Annotated in this window: 16 protein-coding genes; 5 read left to right on the plus strand and 11 right to left on the minus strand. The window is 62.6% G+C overall.

Features of this window, described 5'->3' with window-relative positions; all coding sequences use genetic code 11:
- Position 1: 1 nt before the first annotated feature.
- The 5 genes from ACODTY_RS17575 to ACODTY_RS17595 form a co-directional block, all read right to left on the minus strand.
- Positions 2-1,648, minus strand: coding sequence for an ABC transporter ATP-binding protein (locus tag ACODTY_RS17575; protein WP_488995499.1), 1,647 nt, complete (start codon positions 1,646-1,648; stop codon positions 2-4).
- Positions 1,645-2,514 (minus strand): ABC transporter permease, encoded by an 870-nt coding sequence (locus ACODTY_RS17580; protein WP_488995500.1) that lies wholly within the window; start codon positions 2,512-2,514, stop codon positions 1,645-1,647. The genes ACODTY_RS17575 and ACODTY_RS17580 overlap by 4 nt, the downstream gene beginning before the upstream one ends.
- Positions 2,511-3,458, minus strand: coding sequence for an ABC transporter permease (locus ACODTY_RS17585; protein ID WP_488995501.1), 948 nt, complete (start codon positions 3,456-3,458; stop codon positions 2,511-2,513). Before ACODTY_RS17585 ends, ACODTY_RS17580 begins: the two co-directional genes overlap by 4 nt.
- A 34-nt stretch (positions 3,459-3,492) precedes the next feature.
- Positions 3,493-4,971: an ABC transporter substrate-binding protein gene (locus ACODTY_RS17590; RefSeq protein WP_488995502.1), complete on the minus strand. Its 1,479-nt coding sequence runs from the start codon at positions 4,969-4,971 to the stop codon at positions 3,493-3,495.
- 115 nt (positions 4,972-5,086) lie between these two features.
- Positions 5,087-6,364, minus strand: coding sequence for an acetylornithine deacetylase/succinyl-diaminopimelate desuccinylase family protein (locus ACODTY_RS17595; protein WP_488995503.1), 1,278 nt, complete (start codon positions 6,362-6,364; stop codon positions 5,087-5,089).
- A 200-nt stretch (positions 6,365-6,564) separates the two neighbouring features.
- Between ACODTY_RS17595 and ACODTY_RS17600 the strand changes: the two genes are divergently transcribed.
- The 4 genes from ACODTY_RS17600 to ACODTY_RS17615 all read left to right on the plus strand — a co-directional run bounded on the left by ACODTY_RS17600 (position 6,565) and on the right by ACODTY_RS17615 (position 11,940).
- The gene (locus ACODTY_RS17600; RefSeq protein WP_488995504.1) at positions 6,565-6,996 is read left to right on the plus strand and encodes a L,D-transpeptidase; all 432 of its coding nucleotides are present in this window, start codon (positions 6,565-6,567) and stop codon (positions 6,994-6,996) included.
- A 191-nt stretch (positions 6,997-7,187) separates the two neighbouring features.
- Positions 7,188-10,034: a molybdopterin oxidoreductase family protein gene (locus tag ACODTY_RS17605; protein WP_488995505.1), complete on the plus strand. Its 2,847-nt coding sequence runs from the start codon at positions 7,188-7,190 to the stop codon at positions 10,032-10,034.
- Positions 10,031-10,792, plus strand: a complete 762-nt coding sequence (locus ACODTY_RS17610; protein WP_488995506.1) for a 4Fe-4S dicluster domain-containing protein — start codon at positions 10,031-10,033, stop codon at positions 10,790-10,792. Before ACODTY_RS17605 ends, ACODTY_RS17610 begins: the two co-directional genes overlap by 4 nt.
- Positions 10,793-11,013: 221 nt before the next feature.
- Entirely contained in the window at positions 11,014-11,940 is a 927-nt protein-coding gene (locus ACODTY_RS17615; RefSeq protein ID WP_488995507.1) for a dimethyl sulfoxide reductase anchor subunit family protein, read from the plus strand.
- Between the two features lie 348 nt (positions 11,941-12,288).
- Here the strand turns inward: ACODTY_RS17615 and ACODTY_RS17620 are convergent, their stop codons facing one another.
- From ACODTY_RS17620 to ACODTY_RS17640, 5 genes are all read right to left on the minus strand, one after another.
- Positions 12,289-13,272, minus strand: coding sequence for a lipid A biosynthesis lauroyl acyltransferase (locus tag ACODTY_RS17620; RefSeq protein WP_488995508.1), 984 nt, complete (start codon positions 13,270-13,272; stop codon positions 12,289-12,291).
- A gap of 7 nt (positions 13,273-13,279) precedes the next feature.
- Positions 13,280-14,308 carry a zinc-binding dehydrogenase gene (locus tag ACODTY_RS17625; protein ID WP_488995509.1) on the minus strand — a complete coding sequence of 343 codons (1,029 nt, stop codon included), beginning with the start codon at positions 14,306-14,308 and terminating at the stop codon, positions 13,280-13,282.
- Positions 14,309-14,366: 58 nt separating this feature from the next.
- Positions 14,367-15,638 carry a beta-ketoacyl-ACP synthase gene (locus tag ACODTY_RS17630; protein ID WP_488995510.1) on the minus strand — a complete coding sequence of 424 codons (1,272 nt, stop codon included), beginning with the start codon at positions 15,636-15,638 and terminating at the stop codon, positions 14,367-14,369.
- A 31-nt stretch (positions 15,639-15,669) separates the two neighbouring features.
- Positions 15,670-16,857: a beta-ketoacyl-ACP synthase gene (locus ACODTY_RS17635; protein WP_488995511.1), complete on the minus strand. Its 1,188-nt coding sequence runs from the start codon at positions 16,855-16,857 to the stop codon at positions 15,670-15,672.
- Positions 16,858-16,919: 62 nt separating this feature from the next.
- Positions 16,920-17,201: an acyl carrier protein gene (locus ACODTY_RS17640; protein ID WP_488995512.1), complete on the minus strand. Its 282-nt coding sequence runs from the start codon at positions 17,199-17,201 to the stop codon at positions 16,920-16,922.
- A 177-nt stretch (positions 17,202-17,378) separates the two neighbouring features.
- On the opposite strand from ACODTY_RS17640, the gene ACODTY_RS17645 reads away from it, so the two are divergent.
- Positions 17,379-17,813, plus strand: coding sequence for a GFA family protein (locus ACODTY_RS17645; protein WP_488995513.1), 435 nt, complete (start codon positions 17,379-17,381; stop codon positions 17,811-17,813).
- 154 nt (positions 17,814-17,967) lie between these two features.
- On the opposite strand, the gene ACODTY_RS17650 is transcribed toward ACODTY_RS17645, so the two are convergent.
- Positions 17,968-18,516 carry a histidine phosphatase family protein gene (locus ACODTY_RS17650; RefSeq protein WP_488995514.1) on the minus strand — a complete coding sequence of 183 codons (549 nt, stop codon included), beginning with the start codon at positions 18,514-18,516 and terminating at the stop codon, positions 17,968-17,970.
- Between the last annotated feature and the right edge of the window lie 67 nt (positions 18,517-18,583).

Consider the following 18,583-nt stretch of genomic DNA (forward strand, 5'->3'; position numbering starts at 1 on the left):
CTCAGCCCTGTTCCTGCATGCGCCGCGCAATCGCCCGGTGCAGGTCGGGCGCAGCCGCGACAAGCGCTTGAGCCGCCTCAGATTGCGGATGGTCGAGCACTTCGCCGGTCTTGCCGCGCTCGACGATTCGCCCCTCATGCATCACCATCACCTCGTCGGTAATGGCGCGCGCTACGGTGAGATCGTGGGTGATGAACAGGTAGGCCACGCCAAGCTTGCCATTCAGCTCGGCAAACAGGTCGAGGATCTGCGCCCGGATCGACACGTCCAGCGCCGAAACCGGCTCGTCCGCCACCACCAGCTTCGGCCGCGTGATGATGGCGCGCGCAATCGACAGCCTTTGCCGCTGCCCGCCGGAGAATTCGTGCGGGTACTTGTCCATGTCCGTCTCCGCGAGGCCGACTTCATGCAGCGCATGCGCCACCATTTCGCGCCGTTCCGCGCGCGTCGGCGTCCTGTCGAGCACATGCAGCGGCTCCGCCACCAGCCGTTCCACTTTCTGGCGCGGATCGAACGAACCGTAAGGGTCCTGGAACACCACCTGCATGTTGCGCCGCGCCGGCTTCAGGTCCGCCTCGCTCTTGCCGGTCAGCTCCTCGCCGCGGAAACGGATCTCGCCGGATGTCGGCTTGTCCAGAGCCAGCACCATGCGCGCCAGTGTGGACTTGCCGCAGCCCGAACGACCGACCAGCGCCACCGATTGCCCCGGCATCATCGAAAACGAAACGTCGTCCACCGCTCGTGTCGGCTCACCACGCCGCAGAAGTGACAACCGTCGGCCCGGATAGAGCCTGCTCAGCCGCTCGACCTCCAACAGCGCGCCTTGCTTGTCCGAATCCGCGCTCGATACGTGGCTCGCGGCGACGTTAGCCCGACGTTCCGGCACATGCATCGAAGCTTGCGTCAGCTGGCGCGTGTAGGGGTGCACCTGTTCCGACAGCACTTTTACCGTACCGCCCGCTTCCATCACTTCGCCATGGCGCAGGATCGTTATACGGTCGGCCATCTCGGTCACCACGGCAAGGTCGTGTGAAATCAGCAGCAGCCCCATGTGGTTTTCCGCCACGAGATCTCGCAACAGGTCCAGCACCTGCGCCTGCAACACCACGTCCAACGCGGTCGTCGGTTCATCCGCAATCAACAGCTTCGGCTTCAGCGCGCAGGCAATGGCGATCACCACGCGTTGGCGCTGCCCGCCGGACAATTCGTGCGGATAGCGCGACAGCGGGAATTTGCTCTCCGGCAGTCCGACGCGGTCCAGTATCTTGCGCGCCCGTTCCTCCGCCTCGGCGCGGCTTGCGCGCGTGTGCCAGCGAATACCCTCGGCCACCTGCTCGCCGATGGTCTTGACCGGATTGAGCGCCGTCATCGGCTCCTGGAAAACCATGCCGATGTCGTCGCCGCGCAGCGCGCACATCTGGTCCTCGGTCGCGGAAAGGATATCGATGCCGTCGAACGTCACCCGTCCGGACATGCGCGAAAGATGCGGCAAAAGCCGCATCACCGTCAGCGCCGTCATCGATTTGCCTGAACCGGATTCGCCCACCAGTCCCATCACTTCACCGGGCGCGACCGACAACTCGACGCCTTTCAGGATCGGCGTTTCACCGATCGACAGCGACAGGTTCTCGATTTCCAGCAGGCTCATCGCCGCCGCCTCGATTTCGGATCGAGAATGTCGGCAATCCCGTCGCCCAGAAGGTTCAGACCCAAAACGGTTATGACGATGGCCATCCCCGGAAACAGCGCCATCCACGGCGCCACCACCATGCGCGTCTGCGCGTCGAACAGCATGCGGCCCCAGCTTGGCATCGGCGGTTGCGCGCCAAGCCCGAGATAGGACAGGCCCGCCTCGGCCAATATGCCCAGCGCGAACTGGATCGTGCCTTGCACCAGCAACTGGTTGGCGATGTTGGGCACTATGTGCTCGACCGTGATCTGCGTCTTGCTTTTGCCGGCCGCGCGCGCGGCCAGGATATACTCGCGCGGCCAGATCGACAGCGCACCGGCGCGCCCCACACGCGCAAACACCGGAATGTTGAAAATGCCGATGGCGATGATGGCGTTGATCGCACCGGGTCCGAAAATGGCGGTGATCATGATCGCCGAAAGCAGGGCAGGGAAGGCGAAGACGAGATCGTTCAGCCGCATCAGCGCTTCGTCCACCAAGCCGCCGCGTGCCGCCGCGAACATGCCGAGCGGAACGCCGATGCCCATGCCGATACCGACAGCCACCAGCGCAACCGCAATCGAATTGCGCGCGCCGACCATGATCATCGACAGGATGTCGCGCCCGAAATGGTCGGTGCCGAACCAGTGCGCCATCGAGGGCGCCTGCGTCTTGTCGGCAATGATCAGCTTGGTCACGTCGTAGGGCGTCCACACGAACGAAGCGAGCGCCACCACCGCCACCAGAAGTGTGATGAGGAAGCCGGTCAGGAACGAACGATTGGCAAAAGCCTTGCCGATCCAACTCGCCACGCCGTCGTCCGGCATCTGCGCCCGCACGCTCATGACCGGCTCCGCAGGCGCGGATCAACGATCGCATAGGTGAGATCGACGACAAGATTGACGGCAATCACTGTGGCTACCAGAAGCATCACCACGCTTTCCACCACGATCAGGTCGCGCTGTGTAATGGCCTGGAAAACCAGACGTCCAAGGCCCGGCAGGTAGAACACGTTTTCAATGATGATGGTGCCGGCAAGCAGGAAGGCGAACTGCAGGCCCATGATCGTCACGACCGGGATCAGCGCATTGCGCAGCGCATGTCGCCACAACACCGCGCGGTAAGGCATGCCCTTGGCGCGCGCCGTGCGGATATAGTCCTCGTTCAGCACCTCGATCAGCGCCGAGCGGGTCACCCGCGCAAGGATCGCCGCTTGCGGCAGCGCCAGCGCGATTGCCGGCAACAGCAGCGATTTCAGCGCCGGCCACACGCCGGCTCCCCAACCGGGAAAACCGCCAGCCGGCACCCAGCGCAGCCACACTGCAAACAGGTACACCAGCATCAGCGCGAACCAGAAATTGGGGATAGCCACGCCAAGCTGGGCAGCGCCCATCGCCACCGCGTCTCCTGCCGCGCCGCGCCGGCTTGCCGAGTAGAGCCCGACCGGAATGGCGATGGCGGTCGAGAGCGCCAGCGCGATCAACGCCAGCGGCAGCGATACCACGATGCGTTCCAGCACGAGGTCGATCACCGGAACCGAGTAGGTGTAGGAGCGTCCGAAATCGAGCGACAGCAGCCCGCCTACCCAGTGCAGATAGCGTTCGATCAGCGGCGCATTCAGACCCATCTGGTCGCGCAACTGCTCCACCTGCGCATCACTGGCGTTCATGCCCAGCATCAGGCGGGCAGGGTCACCCGGCACGATCTCCAGCACCGCAAACACCACCAGGGATGCCAGCACCAGCGTGACGGCAGCAATGCCAAGACGCTTGGCGAGATAGGTGATCATGGGCGGCGCAATGGGGAGGTTCGCGCGGAGTTGTCTACTCCGCCCACTTCACCTTGGTCAGATCGTTGGCCTGAATGGGTGCGTTGTCCCACATGCCTTCCAGCTTGGCGTCCCACACGCCCACCTTGGGCAGTTCGAACAGGAAGCCCACCACTGCATCGTTGGCCAGTATCTTCTGCGCCTCGCCCAAAAGCTCGTTGCGCTTGGCTTCGTCGGAAGTGAGGTTCAAATCCGCGATCACCTTGTCGAAGGCCGGATTGTCGTAGTTGAAGTAGTAGTCCTTGCGCGAATAGATATCGATGTCATTCGGCTCGGTGTGCGAGACGATGGTGAGATCGTAGTCCTTCTGCTTGAACACCTGGTCGAGCCACTGCGCCCATTCCACCGGAATGATCTCGAGGTTGATGCCAACCTCGCGCAATTGCGACGCAATGATTTCACCGCCCAGGCGGGCATAGGAGGGCGGCGGCAGTTTCAGCGTTGCCTTGAAGCCGTTTTCGAGGCCCGCTTCCTTCAGCAGTTCCTTGGCCTTCGCGACATCGTGCGGATAAACGCCCGTCAGGTCGATATAGGCTTTTGAGGCAGGTGACTGGTGCGAGCCAATTGGCGTGCCAAGCCCTGCCGAAGCGCCGTCGATGATGGCCTTGCGGTCGAGCGCGTAGGAGATCGCCTGCCTCACTTTCAACTGGTCGAAAGGCGGCTTCTTGTTGTTGATGGAAAGCAGTGTTTCACCTTCCGTCGAGCCAACCACGACCTTGAAGCGCGGATCGCCTTCGATCTGGGAAACACCGTCCGGCTGGAAGAAGGGGAATGCCTGCACATCGCCCGAAAGCAGGGCCGGCACCGCCGCCGCGGCATCCGGGACAATGCGGAATTCGGCCTTGTCGAGGAAAATGGGATCGCCCCAATACCCGTCAGCCTTGACGAGCTTGATCGATGAGCCCTTGGCCCAGCTATCGAATTTGAACGGGCCGGTGCCGATCGGCTTTTCCTTGTTGGTCTCGGCCGTCTCCGGGGCCACGATCACCGCATCGCCCCAGCCCATATTGTAGAGGAACGAGCCTTGCGGGTTCTTCAGCGTCACCTTCACGGTGGCCGGATCAACGGCCTCGACGGTGTCGATGGCCGCGAACAGGCCCTTTTGCGCATTGACGGAATCGTCGGCACGCGCACGGTCGAGCGAGAACTTCACGTCGTCGGCGTTGAAGTCGCTGCCGTCATGGAATTTGACGCCGGTGTGCAGCTTGAACGTATAGACCTTGCCGTCGTCGGAAATGGTCCAGCTCTCGGCGAGATCGGGCAGCACCTCGCCATTCGGCCCGATTCTCGTCAGCCCTTCGAACACATTGGCATAGAGCACTTCATCGATCGCCGCGGCGGCACCCGCGGTCGGGTCGAGATGCGGCGGTTCAAGCGGGATGCCGATGACAAGGTCGGTGCGCGCCGCAAACGCGGCCGTGCCGAAGGCCAGTGTCAGGACGCTGGCGGCGAGGAATGATTTGAATGACTTCATCGGTCGACTCCCAAGTTCCCGAAGTGATCGGATCAAAGCGCGGAACGGCGGCAGAGTAAATCTCGTTTCGCGTATTCGCGTTGGTTTGCAAATGGATAGGGCGACGCGGCTCGCTTCATTGCACCCCACCACGCAAAAGGATGTTTAGCCCCACCGCCATGACCTTGGCCGATTCCACCATGTCATCGATGCCGACCCATTCGTCAGGACGGTGCGCAAGGTCGAGGATACCCGGCCCGTAGGCGATGCAGTCATAGAGATGGCCGAGGCGCGCGACGTGCTTCTGATCGTAGGTGCCGGGCGAAATCACATAGTCCGGCTCCCGGTCGAACACATCCATGATGCCTTGCGCGACTGCCTTGACCACGGGCGCATCGCGCTCGGTCATGTTCGGCTGCACTTCCATGATGTCGCGGATTTCATAGTCGAATTTCGGCCGCTCGCGCTTCAGTCGTTCGAGGATCGAGGTCACTTCTTGCTTGACCGTCCCGATCTCCTCTTCCAGCAGGAAGCGGCGGTCTATGGTCAGCCGGCAGGAGTCTGGCACGTTGGGCGAGGGCAGGCCGGGGCGGAAATCCTCCGTCTGGCCGCCGTGGATCGAATTGATGTTCATCGTCGAGCGCCGCGCCCCTTCCGGCACCACCGGCATCCTGGTCGTCTTGCGGTCCAGCGCCGGAAAAAGCTCGTCTTCGAACGCCTGCAGCACGGCTCCCATATGGCGCACTGCATTGTCGCCGAGAAACGGCATCGAACCATGCGCAATCACGCCCTTGGTGGCGATCTCGGCCCACCACACGCCGCGATGGCCAAGGCAGATGCGATCCTTGTTCAACGGCTCTGGAATGATGACATGGTCCACCTTGGGCTTGGAGAAATAGCCGAGCTTGGCCAGATGCGCGACGCCGCCGAAGCCGCCGGATTCCTCGTCCACCGTTCCCGAAATCTCGATTGCGCCCGGAAAGTCGGGATAGACTTGCATGAACGCCTGCGCCGCGATGATCGATGCGGCGAGGCCACCCTTCATGTCGCAGGCGCCGCGCCCATAGACCTTGCCATCCTTCACGATGCCCGCAAACGGATCGACGCTCCAGCCTTCGCCGGCTTCGACCACGTCGATATGAGAGTTGAAGTGCACGCACGGACCCGGCACGCGACCGTCGAAACGCGCCACCACATTGGTGCGCGGATAGCGGTCGGTATCTCCCGGCGCGCCTTCGCCACGGATGAATTCGGTTTCGAACCCCAATTTCCGCAGGTAGGCCCCGACATATTCGGCGCATGGCGTGTAGGCCTCGCCAGGCGGATTGACGGTCGGAAAGCGGATCAGTTCGGAGGTCAGCGCAACGACTTCGTCGCGGCGGGCCTCGACGGCTTTGAAAAGTGCATCGGTCATATTCTGAATTGAGCAGTTATCGCCCGCCGTTTGCAAGACGCTAAAGCGCCGGCATCCTCAACTGCAGCGCGCAGTCGTTCAAATTTTCAATCTTCATGTCAGCAATTTCGCAACGTATCGCGACTAGCATTGCCTTGCTTGAAGACCACAGGAGCAAAAGACCGTTTGCAGGCAACACGACCGGAAGGGGGCATGACCTGATGAACAAGATCATACTCATGGCAGCCGCATGCGCGGCGATGATGTTTGCAGTGCCTGTTTCGTCCTGGGCTGGAAACGTCGAAGCCCGCGTCAGCATCTCCAAGCAGACGATGACGGTTACCCGGCAAGGGCGCGTTCTTTATAAGTGGAAGGTATCGACAGCCCGCAAGGGCTACGTCACCCCGCGCGGCGCGTGGCAGCCCAAGCGCATGCACAAGATGTGGTATTCGCGCAAATACGAGATGTCGCCGATGCCGTATTCCGTCTTCTACCATGGCGGCTACGCCGTCCATGGCACAGGCGCGGTCAAGCAGTTGGGCCGGCCTGCATCGCATGGCTGCGTGCGCCTGCAGACGGCCAACGCCGCCACCTTCTATTCGCTGGTGCGCGAAGTCGGCATGGGCAATACGCGAATCGTCGTCACCAACTGAAGTGGCGTGCCGCTTCGTTTCAGCCGCGCGGTCGCCGCCAACGGCGTCCGCCATCTGGCTGTCGCTGCTTGAAGATCACTGCAAACCCCGGCGAATCCGGGCGTTGCAACTGTCATGATGAAAGTTTGCTGTCTGTAGGCTTCCCCTTGCGGTTGCTCGTCGCTACGACTTGCCCCTGAGGAGCATTGCCGATGACACCCAGGGAGCGGGTTGCGCTTTCAAGGCCGGTTGCCGACGAAGTTCGCAAGACCACATGCTACATGTGCGCCTGCCGCTGCGGCATCAACGTCCACATCAAGGACGGCAAGATCCGCTACATCGAAGGCAACCGCGACCACCCCGTCAACAAGGGCGTGCTGTGCGCCAAGGGGTCCGCCGGCATCATGCAGCACTATGCGCCGGCCCGCCTGCGCGCACCGTTGAAGCGTGTCGGTCCGCGCGGCTCCGGCAAATTCCAGGAAATCTCGTGGGACGAGGCGCTCGCCATCGCCTCCGGCTGGCTGGGCGACGTGCGCAACGCCGATCCGAAGAAGCTTGCCTTCTTCACCGGGCGCGACCAGTCGCAGTCGCTGACCGGTTTCTGGGCGCAGCAATACGGCACCCCGAACTACGCTGCCCACGGCGGCTTCTGCTCGGTCAACATGGCCGCCGCCGGTATCATGACAATCGGCGGCGCATTCTGGGAATTCGGCGCGCCGGACTGGGACCGAACCAAGCTGTTCGTCATGTTCGGCGTAGCCGAAGACCATGATTCCAACCCGATCAAGATGGGCATCGCCAAGCTGAAGAAGAACGGCGCGCGCTTTGTCTCCGTCAATCCCGTGCGCACCGGCTATTCGGCAGTGGCCGACAACTGGATCGGCATCCGTCCCGGCACCGACGGCCTGCTGATCCTGTCCGTCGTCCATGAATTGCTGAAAGCTCGCAAGATCGACGTCGACTACCTGGTCCGCTACTCCAACGCCACCTGGCTGGTCATCGACGCACCCGGAACCGCCGACCACGGCCTGTTCGCCCGCGACGGCGAGGGCAAGCCGCTCATCTATGAATCGGTCACCGAACGCGCCGTGCCTTTCGGCAGCAAGGGCGCGCGCGCCGCGCTTTCCGGCCGTGTGCAGCTTGAAGATGGCCGCTTTGCCGTGCCGTCATTCCAGTTGCTGGCCGAGAAGTATCTGGACCAGCAATACGCCCCGGAAAACGTCGCCGCTGAAACCGGAGTCTCGGCGGAAACCATCCGTGGATTGGCCTCGGAAATCGCCCGAGTCGCCTTCGACGAGGCGATCAGCATCGACCAGCCATGGACCGACACCAATGGCGAGCGCCACCAGTCCTACATCGGCCGCCCGGTTTCATTCCATGCCATGCGCGGGCTTTCCGCCCATTCCAACGGCTTCCAGACGACGCGCGCGCTGCACATGCTGCAGGTGCTGATCGGCGCCATCGATTGCCCCGGCGGCTTTCGCTTCGAGCCGCCTTACCCGAAGCCGATCGAGGCGCATCCCACCCCGCACGGACGCGCCGAGCATTTCGGCTCCAATAAGCCGATGTCCGGCCCGCACCTCGGTTTCCCGCGCGGGCCGGAAGACCTCTTGATCGATGCCGACGGCAAGCCGACGCGCATCGACAAGGCGTTTTCGTGGGACGCACCGCTTGCCGTCCACGGCGCCATGCACATGGTCATCGCCAATGCCCATGCCGGAGATCCCTATCCGGTCGATGTGCTGTTCCTCTACATGGCCAACATGGCGTGGAACTCGTCCATGAACACCGCCGGCGTCATCAGGATGCTGGAGGACAAGGACGAGAAAACCGGCGAATACCGCATCCCCAAGATCATCTATTCCGATGCCTACGCCTCGGAAATGGTCGCCTATGCCGACCTCGTTCTGCCGGACACGACTTACCTCGAGCGCTATGACTGCATCTCGCTGCTCGACCGGCCGATCTCCGAGCCCGACGCCGTGCAGGACGCCATCCGCTGGCCGGTGCTCCAGCCCGATCGCGACGTGCGCCCGTTCCAGAGCGTGCTCATCGATCTCGGCGCGCGCCTGAAACTGCCCGGCTTCGTCGATAATCGCGGCAAGCCCATCTACGCCGACTATCCGGACTACATCGTGCGCCACGAGCGCCGTCCCGGCATCGGCCCATTGGCTGGCTTCCGTGGCTCGAACGGCGACCGGGCAGGGCGCGGCGCGATCAATCGCAACCAGATCAAGCGCTACATCGAAAACGGCTCGTTCTTCTCCGCGCACATTCCCATGGAAGCGCAGTTCTTCAAGCACGCCAATCAGGCCTATCAGGAGTTTGGCGTGCGCATGGGCTTCTTCGATGCACCCAAGCCGGTCATCTTCCAGCTTTATCACGAAACGCTGCAGAAGTTCCGCCTGTCTGCCGAAGGCGTGCGTGAGCCGCATGCGCCGCAAACTCACCGCCAGCGCATCCTCGATGCATTCGACCCGTTGCCGCATTGGTATCGTCCGTTGGGCGAAGCACTGCTCGACCGAACCGAATTTCCCCTTCACGCGATCACCCAGCGTCCGGCGGCCATGTATCATTCATGGGGCTCGATGAATGCGTGGCTGCGCCAGATTCATACCCGCAACCCGCTCTATGTGCCGGGCTCTCTCTGTGACGAACTCGACCTCGTTGACGGCGACTGGGCCTGGGTCGTCTCCAATCACGGCCGCATCAAGGTCGAGGTCGCGCGCATGGAGGCGGTCAATTCCTCGACGCTTTGGACATGGAACGCCATTGGTAAGCGGGAAGGGGCGTGGGGCCTCGATCAAGACGCACCAGAGTCGAGAAAAGGTTTCCTTCTCAATCACTTGATCAATGAACTTCTTCCACGGAGGGAAGATGGAATGCGTTGGTCGAATTCCGATCCCGTCACTGGGCAGGCCGCTTGGTACGATCTGCGCGTGCGCATCGAAAAGGCCGAGCCTGCCGAACGCAGCGAGCCGCGTTTCCCGGCTCTTGCGCGACCCAGCCCCGAGCCGCGCCCCGCGGAACTTCGCTACGGACAGGAGTGGGCGGAATGACCGGCCTTCCCGCCCTTCCGACACCGAAGAAGCTTGGCCTCGTCATCGATCTCGATGTCTGCGTCGGCTGCCACGCCTGCGTCGTCAACTGCAAGGAATGGAATACCGGCGGCTATGGCGCCGCCCTGTCGGATCAGGACCCCTATGGTGCCGATGTTTCTGGCGCGTGGCTGAACCGCATCCACACCTTCGAGGTCGTGCCTCAAGGCGGTGAAGTGGTGGGCGAGGCGGGAGACGCGCGCATCGTGCATTTCCCCAAATCCTGCCTGCATTGCGAGGACGCGCCTTGCGTCACCGTCTGCCCGACGGGTGCATCCTATAAGCGCTCCGAAGACGGCATCGTTCTGGTGGACGAAAACATGTGCATCGGCTGCGGCCTGTGCGCATGGGCTTGCCCCTATGGCGCACGCGAGATGGATCTCGCCGCCGGCGTGATGAAGAAGTGCACGCTTTGCATCGACCGTATCTACAACGAGACAATCGCCGAGATCGATCGCCAGCCGGCTTGCGTGCGGACCTGTCCCGCCAACGCCCGACATTTTGGCGACTTTGCCGATCCGTCGTCGGCCGTGTCGATCATGTCGGCCGAGCGTGGCGGCATCGACCTCATGCCGGAGCAGGGCACTCGGCCGGTCAACAAATATCTGCCGCCGCGCGCCCGCAAGCCGCTTGCTTCATCCGTGCCGCTGCCGAAGGAAGACACCGCCGGCGCCACCGGCTTTTTTGCCTGGCTCGACGACATGCTGGACAGGATATGAGTGTATTTTCTGCTTTGAGCTGTTTACCCCCCTCTGGCCTGCCGGCCATCTCCCCCTCAAGGGGGGAGATTGGCAGTTTGGATGCCGTCTCCTGCCCACAGGCGTCAAAACCAGCACTCTGGGTTGATGAAGGCGTGATCTCCCCCCTTGAGGGGGAGATGGCCGGCAGGCCAGAGGGGGGTGTCGCCATCCGCAGTTTTTGGCCGGGTGCTGAACATTAAATGCACCCCGCGCCTTCCATCATCATCTTCACCACGCTTTCCGGTCTCGGCTACGGGCTGGCGATGGTGCTTGGCCTTGGGTTGCTGGACCCCTCCGCTCTTGCAACGAAAATCGCCCATGTCCTTGCCATTGCCATGATCGGTGCGGGGCTGTTGTCCTCCACCCTTCACCTCGGCAACCCCCAGCGCGCATGGCGGGCATTGTCGCAATGGCGTTCCAGCTGGCTGTCGCGGGAAGGAGTGATGTCGATCGTCACCTTCGTCCCGCTCCTGTGGTCGGCTTGGGCATGCGTGATCGAAGGCCGCTATCTGGCGCTCCCCGGCCTTGCGGGCTCGGTGCTCAGCCTCGTCACCGTCTTCTGTACGGCGATGATCTATACGTCGCTTAAGTCGGTACAGGCGTGGCACACGCCTTTGACACCGGCCTGCTACCTGCTTTTCGCTGTGGCCGGTGGCCTTGTCCTGGCAAGCCTGTTTGCCTTTGCCGGAGGTGGAAACGCTTCTCTTCTGGCCGTTCTGGCCGCCATTGCACTTATGGCAGCGTGGATTGTCAAAGCATCGTGGCGGCGCAACATGCTGACGCTCACGCCCATTTCAACGCCCGAAACCGCGACCGGTCTGGGGGCAATTGGCAAGGTAGGGCTGTTCGAACGGCCGCACGTCATGGAAAATTACCTGACCCACGAAATGGGCTTCAGGATTGCCCGCAAGCATGCGGCCAAGCTGTGGAACATCGCCGTGGTTCTGGGAGGGGCAATACCCGCATTGGCCCTGCTTCTCTTGGCAATCCTTGCTCAGGTGCCGGGGACCATCGCAGCGATGATTGCCAGCGTTGCCGTGCTTTCGCACGTCATTGGCATGCTTGCCGAGCGCTGGCTGTTCTTTGCCGAAGCGCGTCACGCCGTCATGAATTATTACAACGGATAACCGGTCAAATCCGGCATTGGCTCGCGCGAAGGGCGCTTCTGAAGGTCTGCTCAGTTCGCCGGAAGTTTGCGCAATATCTTAGGGTTGCGCCCGGTCCGCAATCTCTTTGCAATGATGCGCAAAGCCGCAAATTTCTCGCCCGGCTGCAAAATTCTTTGCCCACCCCAAGGCGTCCAAAGCATCGTCGGCTGCGGCTTTTCAATTCCGGTCGTCATTGCCTGTCCTCCACAAGCATAATTACCCTACGTCATATAGCGTAGTACGCGCGAAATTTCACTTTAGTGCAACAGTTTTTCAACAGTCCCATTTCAGAAATCCGTGAAATAAAGCAGAACGTCCCGAAATGGCTCAGTCGCGGCCGCGCAAAGTCCGTCGGCGACCGCTCAATTGCCACCTTTTGTGAAACCACATCCACTGGCCGGGATCTTCGCGCACCCAGCGCTCGACCACATCGGTGAACAACTGGGTGGTCGCCTGCACGTCGATGGCGCCCTTTGCGTTGCGCGGCAGGTCGAGCCTGTCCTCGATCTCCAGCCGGAAACGGTTGTTGGGCAGCCTCACGCAACGTGCGGGGTAGACGTCGCATTCATAGTGGCGGGCCAGCATCCCCAGCATCGGATTGGTCTGGCAAACACGGCCGAAGAACGTCGTCTCAAGTCCGCTGGTGAATTTCTGGTCGACCAGCACGCCGATGTTGCCGCCGCGCTCGAGGATCGCCGCCAGCGCAAAGGAAGCGCCTGTCGAAGACGGCAACAGCGCACCCATGTTCGTGCGTCGCATCGACTGGATGTATTCGGCCATGTACGGATTGTTGGGTGGCCGAAACAGCGCCGTTATCTTCATGCCGAAGGTCGCTGCCGCGACCGGCAACAATTCGAAATTGCCAAGATGGCCGGTGAAGATGATGTGCGGCTTCTCAGTCCGCGCAATCGCCTCGAAATGTTCCATGCTGGCGGCTGAAACCTCGACCCGACCCGCCGTCGTTGCCTTCGGATCGAAGTCGAACAGCTTGTCCAGAAACACATATTCAGCCCCGAGGCGGGCCATGTTGCCCCACATTTCGAGGGCGATCTGCTCAATCTCGGCCTCGCTCTTTTCGGGATAGGCCTGTCGCAGATTGTCGAGTGCTACCCGGTGACGTCCGACCAGCGGTCCGATGCGCCGCGCCGCGCTATCGGCGAAGTTAAGTGCGCTGTCCGCAGGCAATATGCGCAGCGCCCCGATCACCGCAATCGCCAGCCGCGCGGTCAGCCAGTGCCTTGCGTTGCGAACGCGCAGACCGAGGCCGAATTTGAGGTCTCGGCGCAGTTTGGCGAGAGGGCCGGGGGCCACCTTGGCCTCAGCCGACCGTCAGGATGATCTTGCCGAACACGTCGCGGCCTTCCATGCGCTTCAGCGCCGCATCGATCCCGTCGAAATCGACCTGCGTATCGATGACGGGATGCACCAGCCCCGCCGCCATCTTCTGCATGGCATTTGCCATGTTCTCCATGCGGCAGCCGAAGGAGCCGAGCAGCTTCAACTGCTGCTGGAAAAGCTGCATCAGGTTCATCTGCGTCGAGACGCCGGAAGTCGAGCCGCAGGTGACGAGCCGTCCGCCACGCTTCAGCGACAGCATCGAACCTGCCCAGGTGTCCGCGCCGACATGCTCGAACACCACGTCCACGCCGCGCTTCTTCGTCAGCTTGCGCACGACACCCTCGAAGCGGTCCTCGCGGTAGTTGATGACGTGGTCGGCACCCAGCGCCTTGGCCTTCTCGATCTTGTCGTTGGAACCTACGGTGGTGATCACCGTGCAGCCCATCTTCTTGGCAAGCTGGATCGCCGCCGAGCCGATGCCCGACCCGCCGGCATGGACAAGGATGGTTTCGCCAGGTTCCAGCTTGGCGTTGTCGAACAGCATGTGCTCGACCGTGCCGAACGTCACCGGCGCGACCGCCGCGCCGATTGCATCGACGCCGGGCGGTGCCGGCACCAGAAGCCGCGCCGGCAGGTTGATCTTCTCCTGCGCAAAGCCGTCGAGGTGAAAGCCATGCACTCCGGAAACGTGTTCGCAAAGATTGTCGCGGCGTTCACGGCAGGCGCGGCAGAGGCCGCAGGTGCGTGCGCCGTAGATCGACATCAGTTGGCCGGGAACAAGGTTGGAGACGCCGGGGCCGACAGACTCGACTTCGCCGGAAGCCTCCGCGCCGACGGTCAGCGGCAGCTTGCGCTTGGCGAACGCCATACCGCGCCAGCCCCAAACGTCGATATGGTTGAGCGCCACCGCCTTGATCCGCAGCGTAACTTCGCCCAGCGCTGGCTGAGGCGGCTCAGGGACCTCGACGGCCTCCAGCCGGCGGTCGGCGATGAGTTGCAATGCGCGCATCGGGCAATCCTTCGATCTGCAAAGGGCCGCAATCCGGCGGCCAACAGGTTGCCCGCGCTTAAACGGGTTCCCGCGCCATGACAAGGCAGGTGTTCTGGCCACCGAAGCCGAACGAGTTGGACAAAACCGTGCGTACGCTGGCTTCCCGCTTCACGTTCGGTACCACGTCCAGCGCAATCGCCGGATCGGGATGGTCGTAGTTGATGGTCGGCGGAATGACACCCTCGCGCATGGTCATCAGCGAGAACGCCGCCTCGATCGCACCGGCGGCGGACAGCGTATGGCCGATCATCGACTTGTTCGACGAAACCGGAATGCTGCTGATGCGCTCGCCGAACACCGTCGAAAGCGACAGGTGTTCCATCTTGTCGTTTTCCGGCGTCGAGGTGCCGTGCGCATTGATGTAGTCGATCTCCGTATCGCTCAGGCCCGCATCGGCCAGCGCCGCGCGCACCGCAGCGATTGCCGGCGAGGCGTCGGGCTTGGAGCGGGTGCGGTGGAAGTCGTCGGCCTTTTCACCGCAGCCGCGCAGGATGCCGAGAATGGTCGCACCGCGCGCAGTCGCAGCTTCGAGCGATTCCAGCACCAGCGCTGCAGAACCTTCCGCCAGCACGAACCCGTCGCGATCTTTCGAAAACGGCTTTGACGCTTTCTGCGGCACATCGTTGCTGGTCGAAAGGGCGGAGAGCAGCGAGAAGCGAATCAGCGCTTCCGCCGTCGCCGAGCCGTCCGCGCCGATGGACAGCGCCCGCTCGCATTCGCCGCGCCGGATTGCCTCGACTCCGAGCTGGATCGCGGTCGCGCCGGATGCGCATGCGGTGGAGAGCGTTATCGGCAGGCCGGTGGTGCCGAAGCGGTCGGCCAGCCGGTCGGCAATCGAACCGAATTGTGAGGTCTCGAACATGTCGAGCGAGTTCAGCCCGCGCGCCACTTCAAGCAGGCGCTCCGGCGCGGGCTTGTCCTTGCCGCTGTTGTAGATCGCGAAGCGGTCGTGCCAGTCGAGTTCCATCGGCGGCGAGGCGAGGAAAAGCGGTCCGCCGAACTCCTGCACGTCGATCCCGGCTTCGGCTACGGCTTCTTCCGCCGCCGTTTCGGCAAGGTCATAGGTCAGCGCGCTCGCGCCCTTCGTGCTCGAAGGCAGGAAATCGACCATGCCCGAGATACGCGTGCTGAGATGGTCCACCGGAAAGCGCGTGATCGGATGAATGCCGGACTTGCCTGCGCTCAGCGCTGCCCAGTTTTCGGCCTTGCCCTTGCCGAGCGAGGTGACGACGCCGATGCCGGTGACGGCAACGACCGGCCTGCCGAGATGATCCTTGAACTTCGTCATATCAGGCTCCAGACCCCAACGGTCCCCATGGCTAGCCGGCTTTGCCGACCAGCGCCATGCCCTCGAAATGGTGATAGCCGACCGCCGTTGCCAGTACGGTTTCCGGCGCGCCGGCAAAATCGCGCTCGCCGGCTGCGAACGGCGGATAGCCGGCGTTGTGGTGAATGGCGAGTGCCGCCAGCGCCACGGCAAACGGAAACTGCGCTTCCTTCATGTGGCCGGTCAGCGTCGAGAACCCGCGCGCCGCAACGCCGCTTGCCGCGTCAAGCACGGCCTTCTCGGCGGCGGTCGCCTTGTGGCTGCCGGATGCGCCCGAAATCGCCAGAACCTCGCCGCCCTGCAGTTGCGCCTGGGAAAGCAGCGCCTCGATCCCGGCCTGCAATTCGCCGCGTGCGCGCCGCGCGCGGCTTGAAAGCACCGGTCCCAGCGTAGCGTAGATGCGGTGGCCGCGCTTCTCGGCATGTTCGCGGCTTTCCAGAACCAGGAACGCCCCGCCTGAGCCTGTCACCACGCCGCCACCTTCCGCGCCTTGCCGCTGCCACACTGGCTTCCAGTCGCCGCGATGCAGGTAGCCGGCAAGCTCGTAGCCCAAAAGCATGTCGGCATGCTCGGTCTGGAACGCGCCGCCCACCAGCATATGCGTGGACTGGCCGGAGCGTATCCGCGCCGCCGCCGTTTCGATTGCCGAGACGCCTGCGCCTTCCTCGCCCATGAATGTGCGCGAAGACCCCGTCACTTTGTGGACGATCGAGATGTTGCCCGCGAGCAGGTTGGAAAGCTGCGCCAAAAACAGCGTCGGGCGAAGCTCCGTCGTCAGCTTCTCGTTCAGCAGCACGTCGCGGTCGTTTCGCGTCTCCGAAGCGGCCAGAATGTCGGAATCGACCGCCATGTCGCGCTCGCCGCCGCCGGCCGCCACCACCATGTCCATGGTGGCGCAAAGCTCTTCATTGTCCTTGATGCCGGCATCGTCCAGCGCAAGGCCGGCCGCATAGGTACCCAGCCGCTGCCACGTTTCCATCTGGCGCTGGTCGCCGCGCTTGGCGATCTGCAGGTTCCAGTCGATCTCGGGCAGGGGATGCACCGTGTAGGGCGCAAACCGTTCCGCATCCAGCACCGGCTGCACACCCGGTGTGGTCAGCTTTTGCCAATGGGCGTCGGGGCCTTCTCCCAGGGATGAGACAAGGCCGATGCCGGTGATGACGACGTCGTGGGCGTTCATGTGGCTCTTGGTGGATCAGGCGGCGTGAGGCGTCAAGGGGTTGCCGCCTGCGAAGCGATGGATCAGGCGCCCTTGGCGGCCACCAGTCCGTCGATCTTGGCGCACAGATTCTTCATGACGAAATACTCGTCGGTCGAAGCCTTGCCGTCGTTCACTTCCTGCGTCCACTTTTCCAGCGGAACCTTGATGCCGAATTCCTTGTCGATGGCGAAAACGATGTCGAGGAAGTCGAGGCTGTCGATGCCAAGGTCATCGATGGTGTGGCTCTCGGGGGTGATCGTGTCGATGTCGATCTCGCTGGTGTCGGCAATGATCTTGGCGACTTTTTCGAACGTGGTGGACAAGGGCTGTTCCTTCGGTTTGCTTGCGAAACCTGCTTTCAGGCGTTGGGCGCTGTCTAATCGGTTTTTCCGGGCAGGAAAAGGCCGAATGTGGCGTAACTATAGCCAAGCGCCGCCTCAAACGCTGGCAGTTGGCTTTGCCATGTTATGGTGACGCAAGGTTAAGAACGGGAGAACGTGATGCTCGACAGGGATGCGACGGAGTTCGATGGCGCCTGCCATTGCGGTGCGGTGCGCTTCCATGTCCGGCTGTCGGAAGGGTTGCATTCGGCCCGCCGCTGCACCTGTTCGCTTTGCCGCATGCGTGGCGCGGTCGCAGTCAGTGCCGACATTGCCGATCTCGAAGTCACGCGGGGCAAGGACGCGCTCACGCTCTACCAGTTCAACACGGGCACGGCGAAGCACTATTTCTGCTCCCGGTGCGGCATCTACACCCACCACCAGCGCCGCTCGGATCCCAGCCAGTACGGCGTCAACGTCGCATGTCTTGAAGGCGTCAGTCCTTTCGACTTCGAGGAAGTCCCTGTCACCGATGGGGTGAATCATCCCTCCGATGGCGAGAACCAGCAAGGCGATGGGATCGTGGGCGTGCTCAGGTTTCGGAGTGTGGGGTAGTTCGTCAGGCTCAGGGGGTGCGTGGATCTGGATCAGGGTGAGCCGAAAACGGCAGCGTTCGAGAACCGAAGCGCAGTGTACTTGAGGCTACATGAGCATCGGAAGCGCAGAAAGCTGCCGTTTGCAGGCCACCATCATCCAGATCCACACACCCTTAGAAAACGACCCGCCCCAGCACCCTTAACCCTTCGCCCTGCGGCTCCACGATCACGGCTTCGCCTTCGCGGGGCGATACGCCGGTCAGCTCCTGGATATTTTCCGCATGCGTCACCATCACCAACAGGTCTGAGCCGGAATAGGCGCGGATTTCGTCCATGATCGCCGCCTTCTGTTTGCTTTTCGCAGCCTCGTCTCCGGTCATCGGGTCGAGCGCGGCAAACGCCTCCGGCTCGGCCTCGAACGCGATGCGCGCGGTGTCGAGGCAGCGGCAATATTGGCTGGATTGCACGCGCTCGATTGGTGCCGCGCGTGCGCCGAACAGCGCGCCGATCTTGCGCGCCTGCTGTTTGCCGCGTTCCGAAAGATTGCGCTGCGTGTTGCATTTTTCGATGTCGAAATTGGCCGGTTCGCTGGTCCCGCTGGTCATTGCGTGGCGCAGCAGCACCACATGGCCGCCGTCGCGCAAGGCGGCCCACCCGGCATCGGTGGCATGTGCGGAAAAGGGCAGAATGAAAAGCAGCAAGGCTAGGAAAAGACGCGGCATCAGCAGTCCTGTTTACGGCAGCATTGCCGGTTCATCTCATATAGGGACCGCAAAGCTGGTTGAAAGA

This window comes from Mesorhizobium sp. FG116, assembly GCF_057809835.1.

What these genes read in the sequence shown, in the direction of transcription:
- ACODTY_RS17575 (WP_488995499.1), bottom strand. Translation starts at nt 1,648, where the DNA reads ATGAGCCTGCTGGAAATCGAGAACCTGTCGCTGTCGATCGGTGAAACG.
- ACODTY_RS17580 (WP_488995500.1), bottom strand. Translation starts at nt 2,514, where the DNA reads ATGAGCGTGCGGGCGCAGATGCCGGACGACGGCGTGGCGAGTTGGATC.
- ACODTY_RS17585 (WP_488995501.1), bottom strand. Translation starts at nt 3,458, where the DNA reads ATGATCACCTATCTCGCCAAGCGTCTTGGCATTGCTGCCGTCACGCTG.
- ACODTY_RS17590 (WP_488995502.1), bottom strand. Translation starts at nt 4,971, where the DNA reads ATGAAGTCATTCAAATCATTCCTCGCCGCCAGCGTCCTGACACTGGCC.
- ACODTY_RS17595 (WP_488995503.1), bottom strand. Translation starts at nt 6,364, where the DNA reads ATGACCGATGCACTTTTCAAAGCCGTCGAGGCCCGCCGCGACGAAGTC.
- ACODTY_RS17600 (WP_488995504.1), top strand. Translation starts at nt 6,565, where the DNA reads ATGAACAAGATCATACTCATGGCAGCCGCATGCGCGGCGATGATGTTT.
- ACODTY_RS17605 (WP_488995505.1), top strand. Translation starts at nt 7,188, where the DNA reads ATGACACCCAGGGAGCGGGTTGCGCTTTCAAGGCCGGTTGCCGACGAA.
- ACODTY_RS17610 (WP_488995506.1), top strand. Translation starts at nt 10,031, where the DNA reads ATGACCGGCCTTCCCGCCCTTCCGACACCGAAGAAGCTTGGCCTCGTC.
- ACODTY_RS17615 (WP_488995507.1), top strand. Translation starts at nt 11,014, where the DNA reads ATGCACCCCGCGCCTTCCATCATCATCTTCACCACGCTTTCCGGTCTC.
- ACODTY_RS17625 (WP_488995509.1), bottom strand. Translation starts at nt 14,308, where the DNA reads ATGCGCGCATTGCAACTCATCGCCGACCGCCGGCTGGAGGCCGTCGAG.
- ACODTY_RS17630 (WP_488995510.1), bottom strand. Translation starts at nt 15,638, where the DNA reads ATGACGAAGTTCAAGGATCATCTCGGCAGGCCGGTCGTTGCCGTCACC.
- ACODTY_RS17635 (WP_488995511.1), bottom strand. Translation starts at nt 16,857, where the DNA reads ATGAACGCCCACGACGTCGTCATCACCGGCATCGGCCTTGTCTCATCC.
- ACODTY_RS17645 (WP_488995513.1), top strand. Translation starts at nt 17,379, where the DNA reads ATGCTCGACAGGGATGCGACGGAGTTCGATGGCGCCTGCCATTGCGGT.
- ACODTY_RS17650 (WP_488995514.1), bottom strand. Translation starts at nt 18,516, where the DNA reads ATGCCGCGTCTTTTCCTAGCCTTGCTGCTTTTCATTCTGCCCTTTTCC.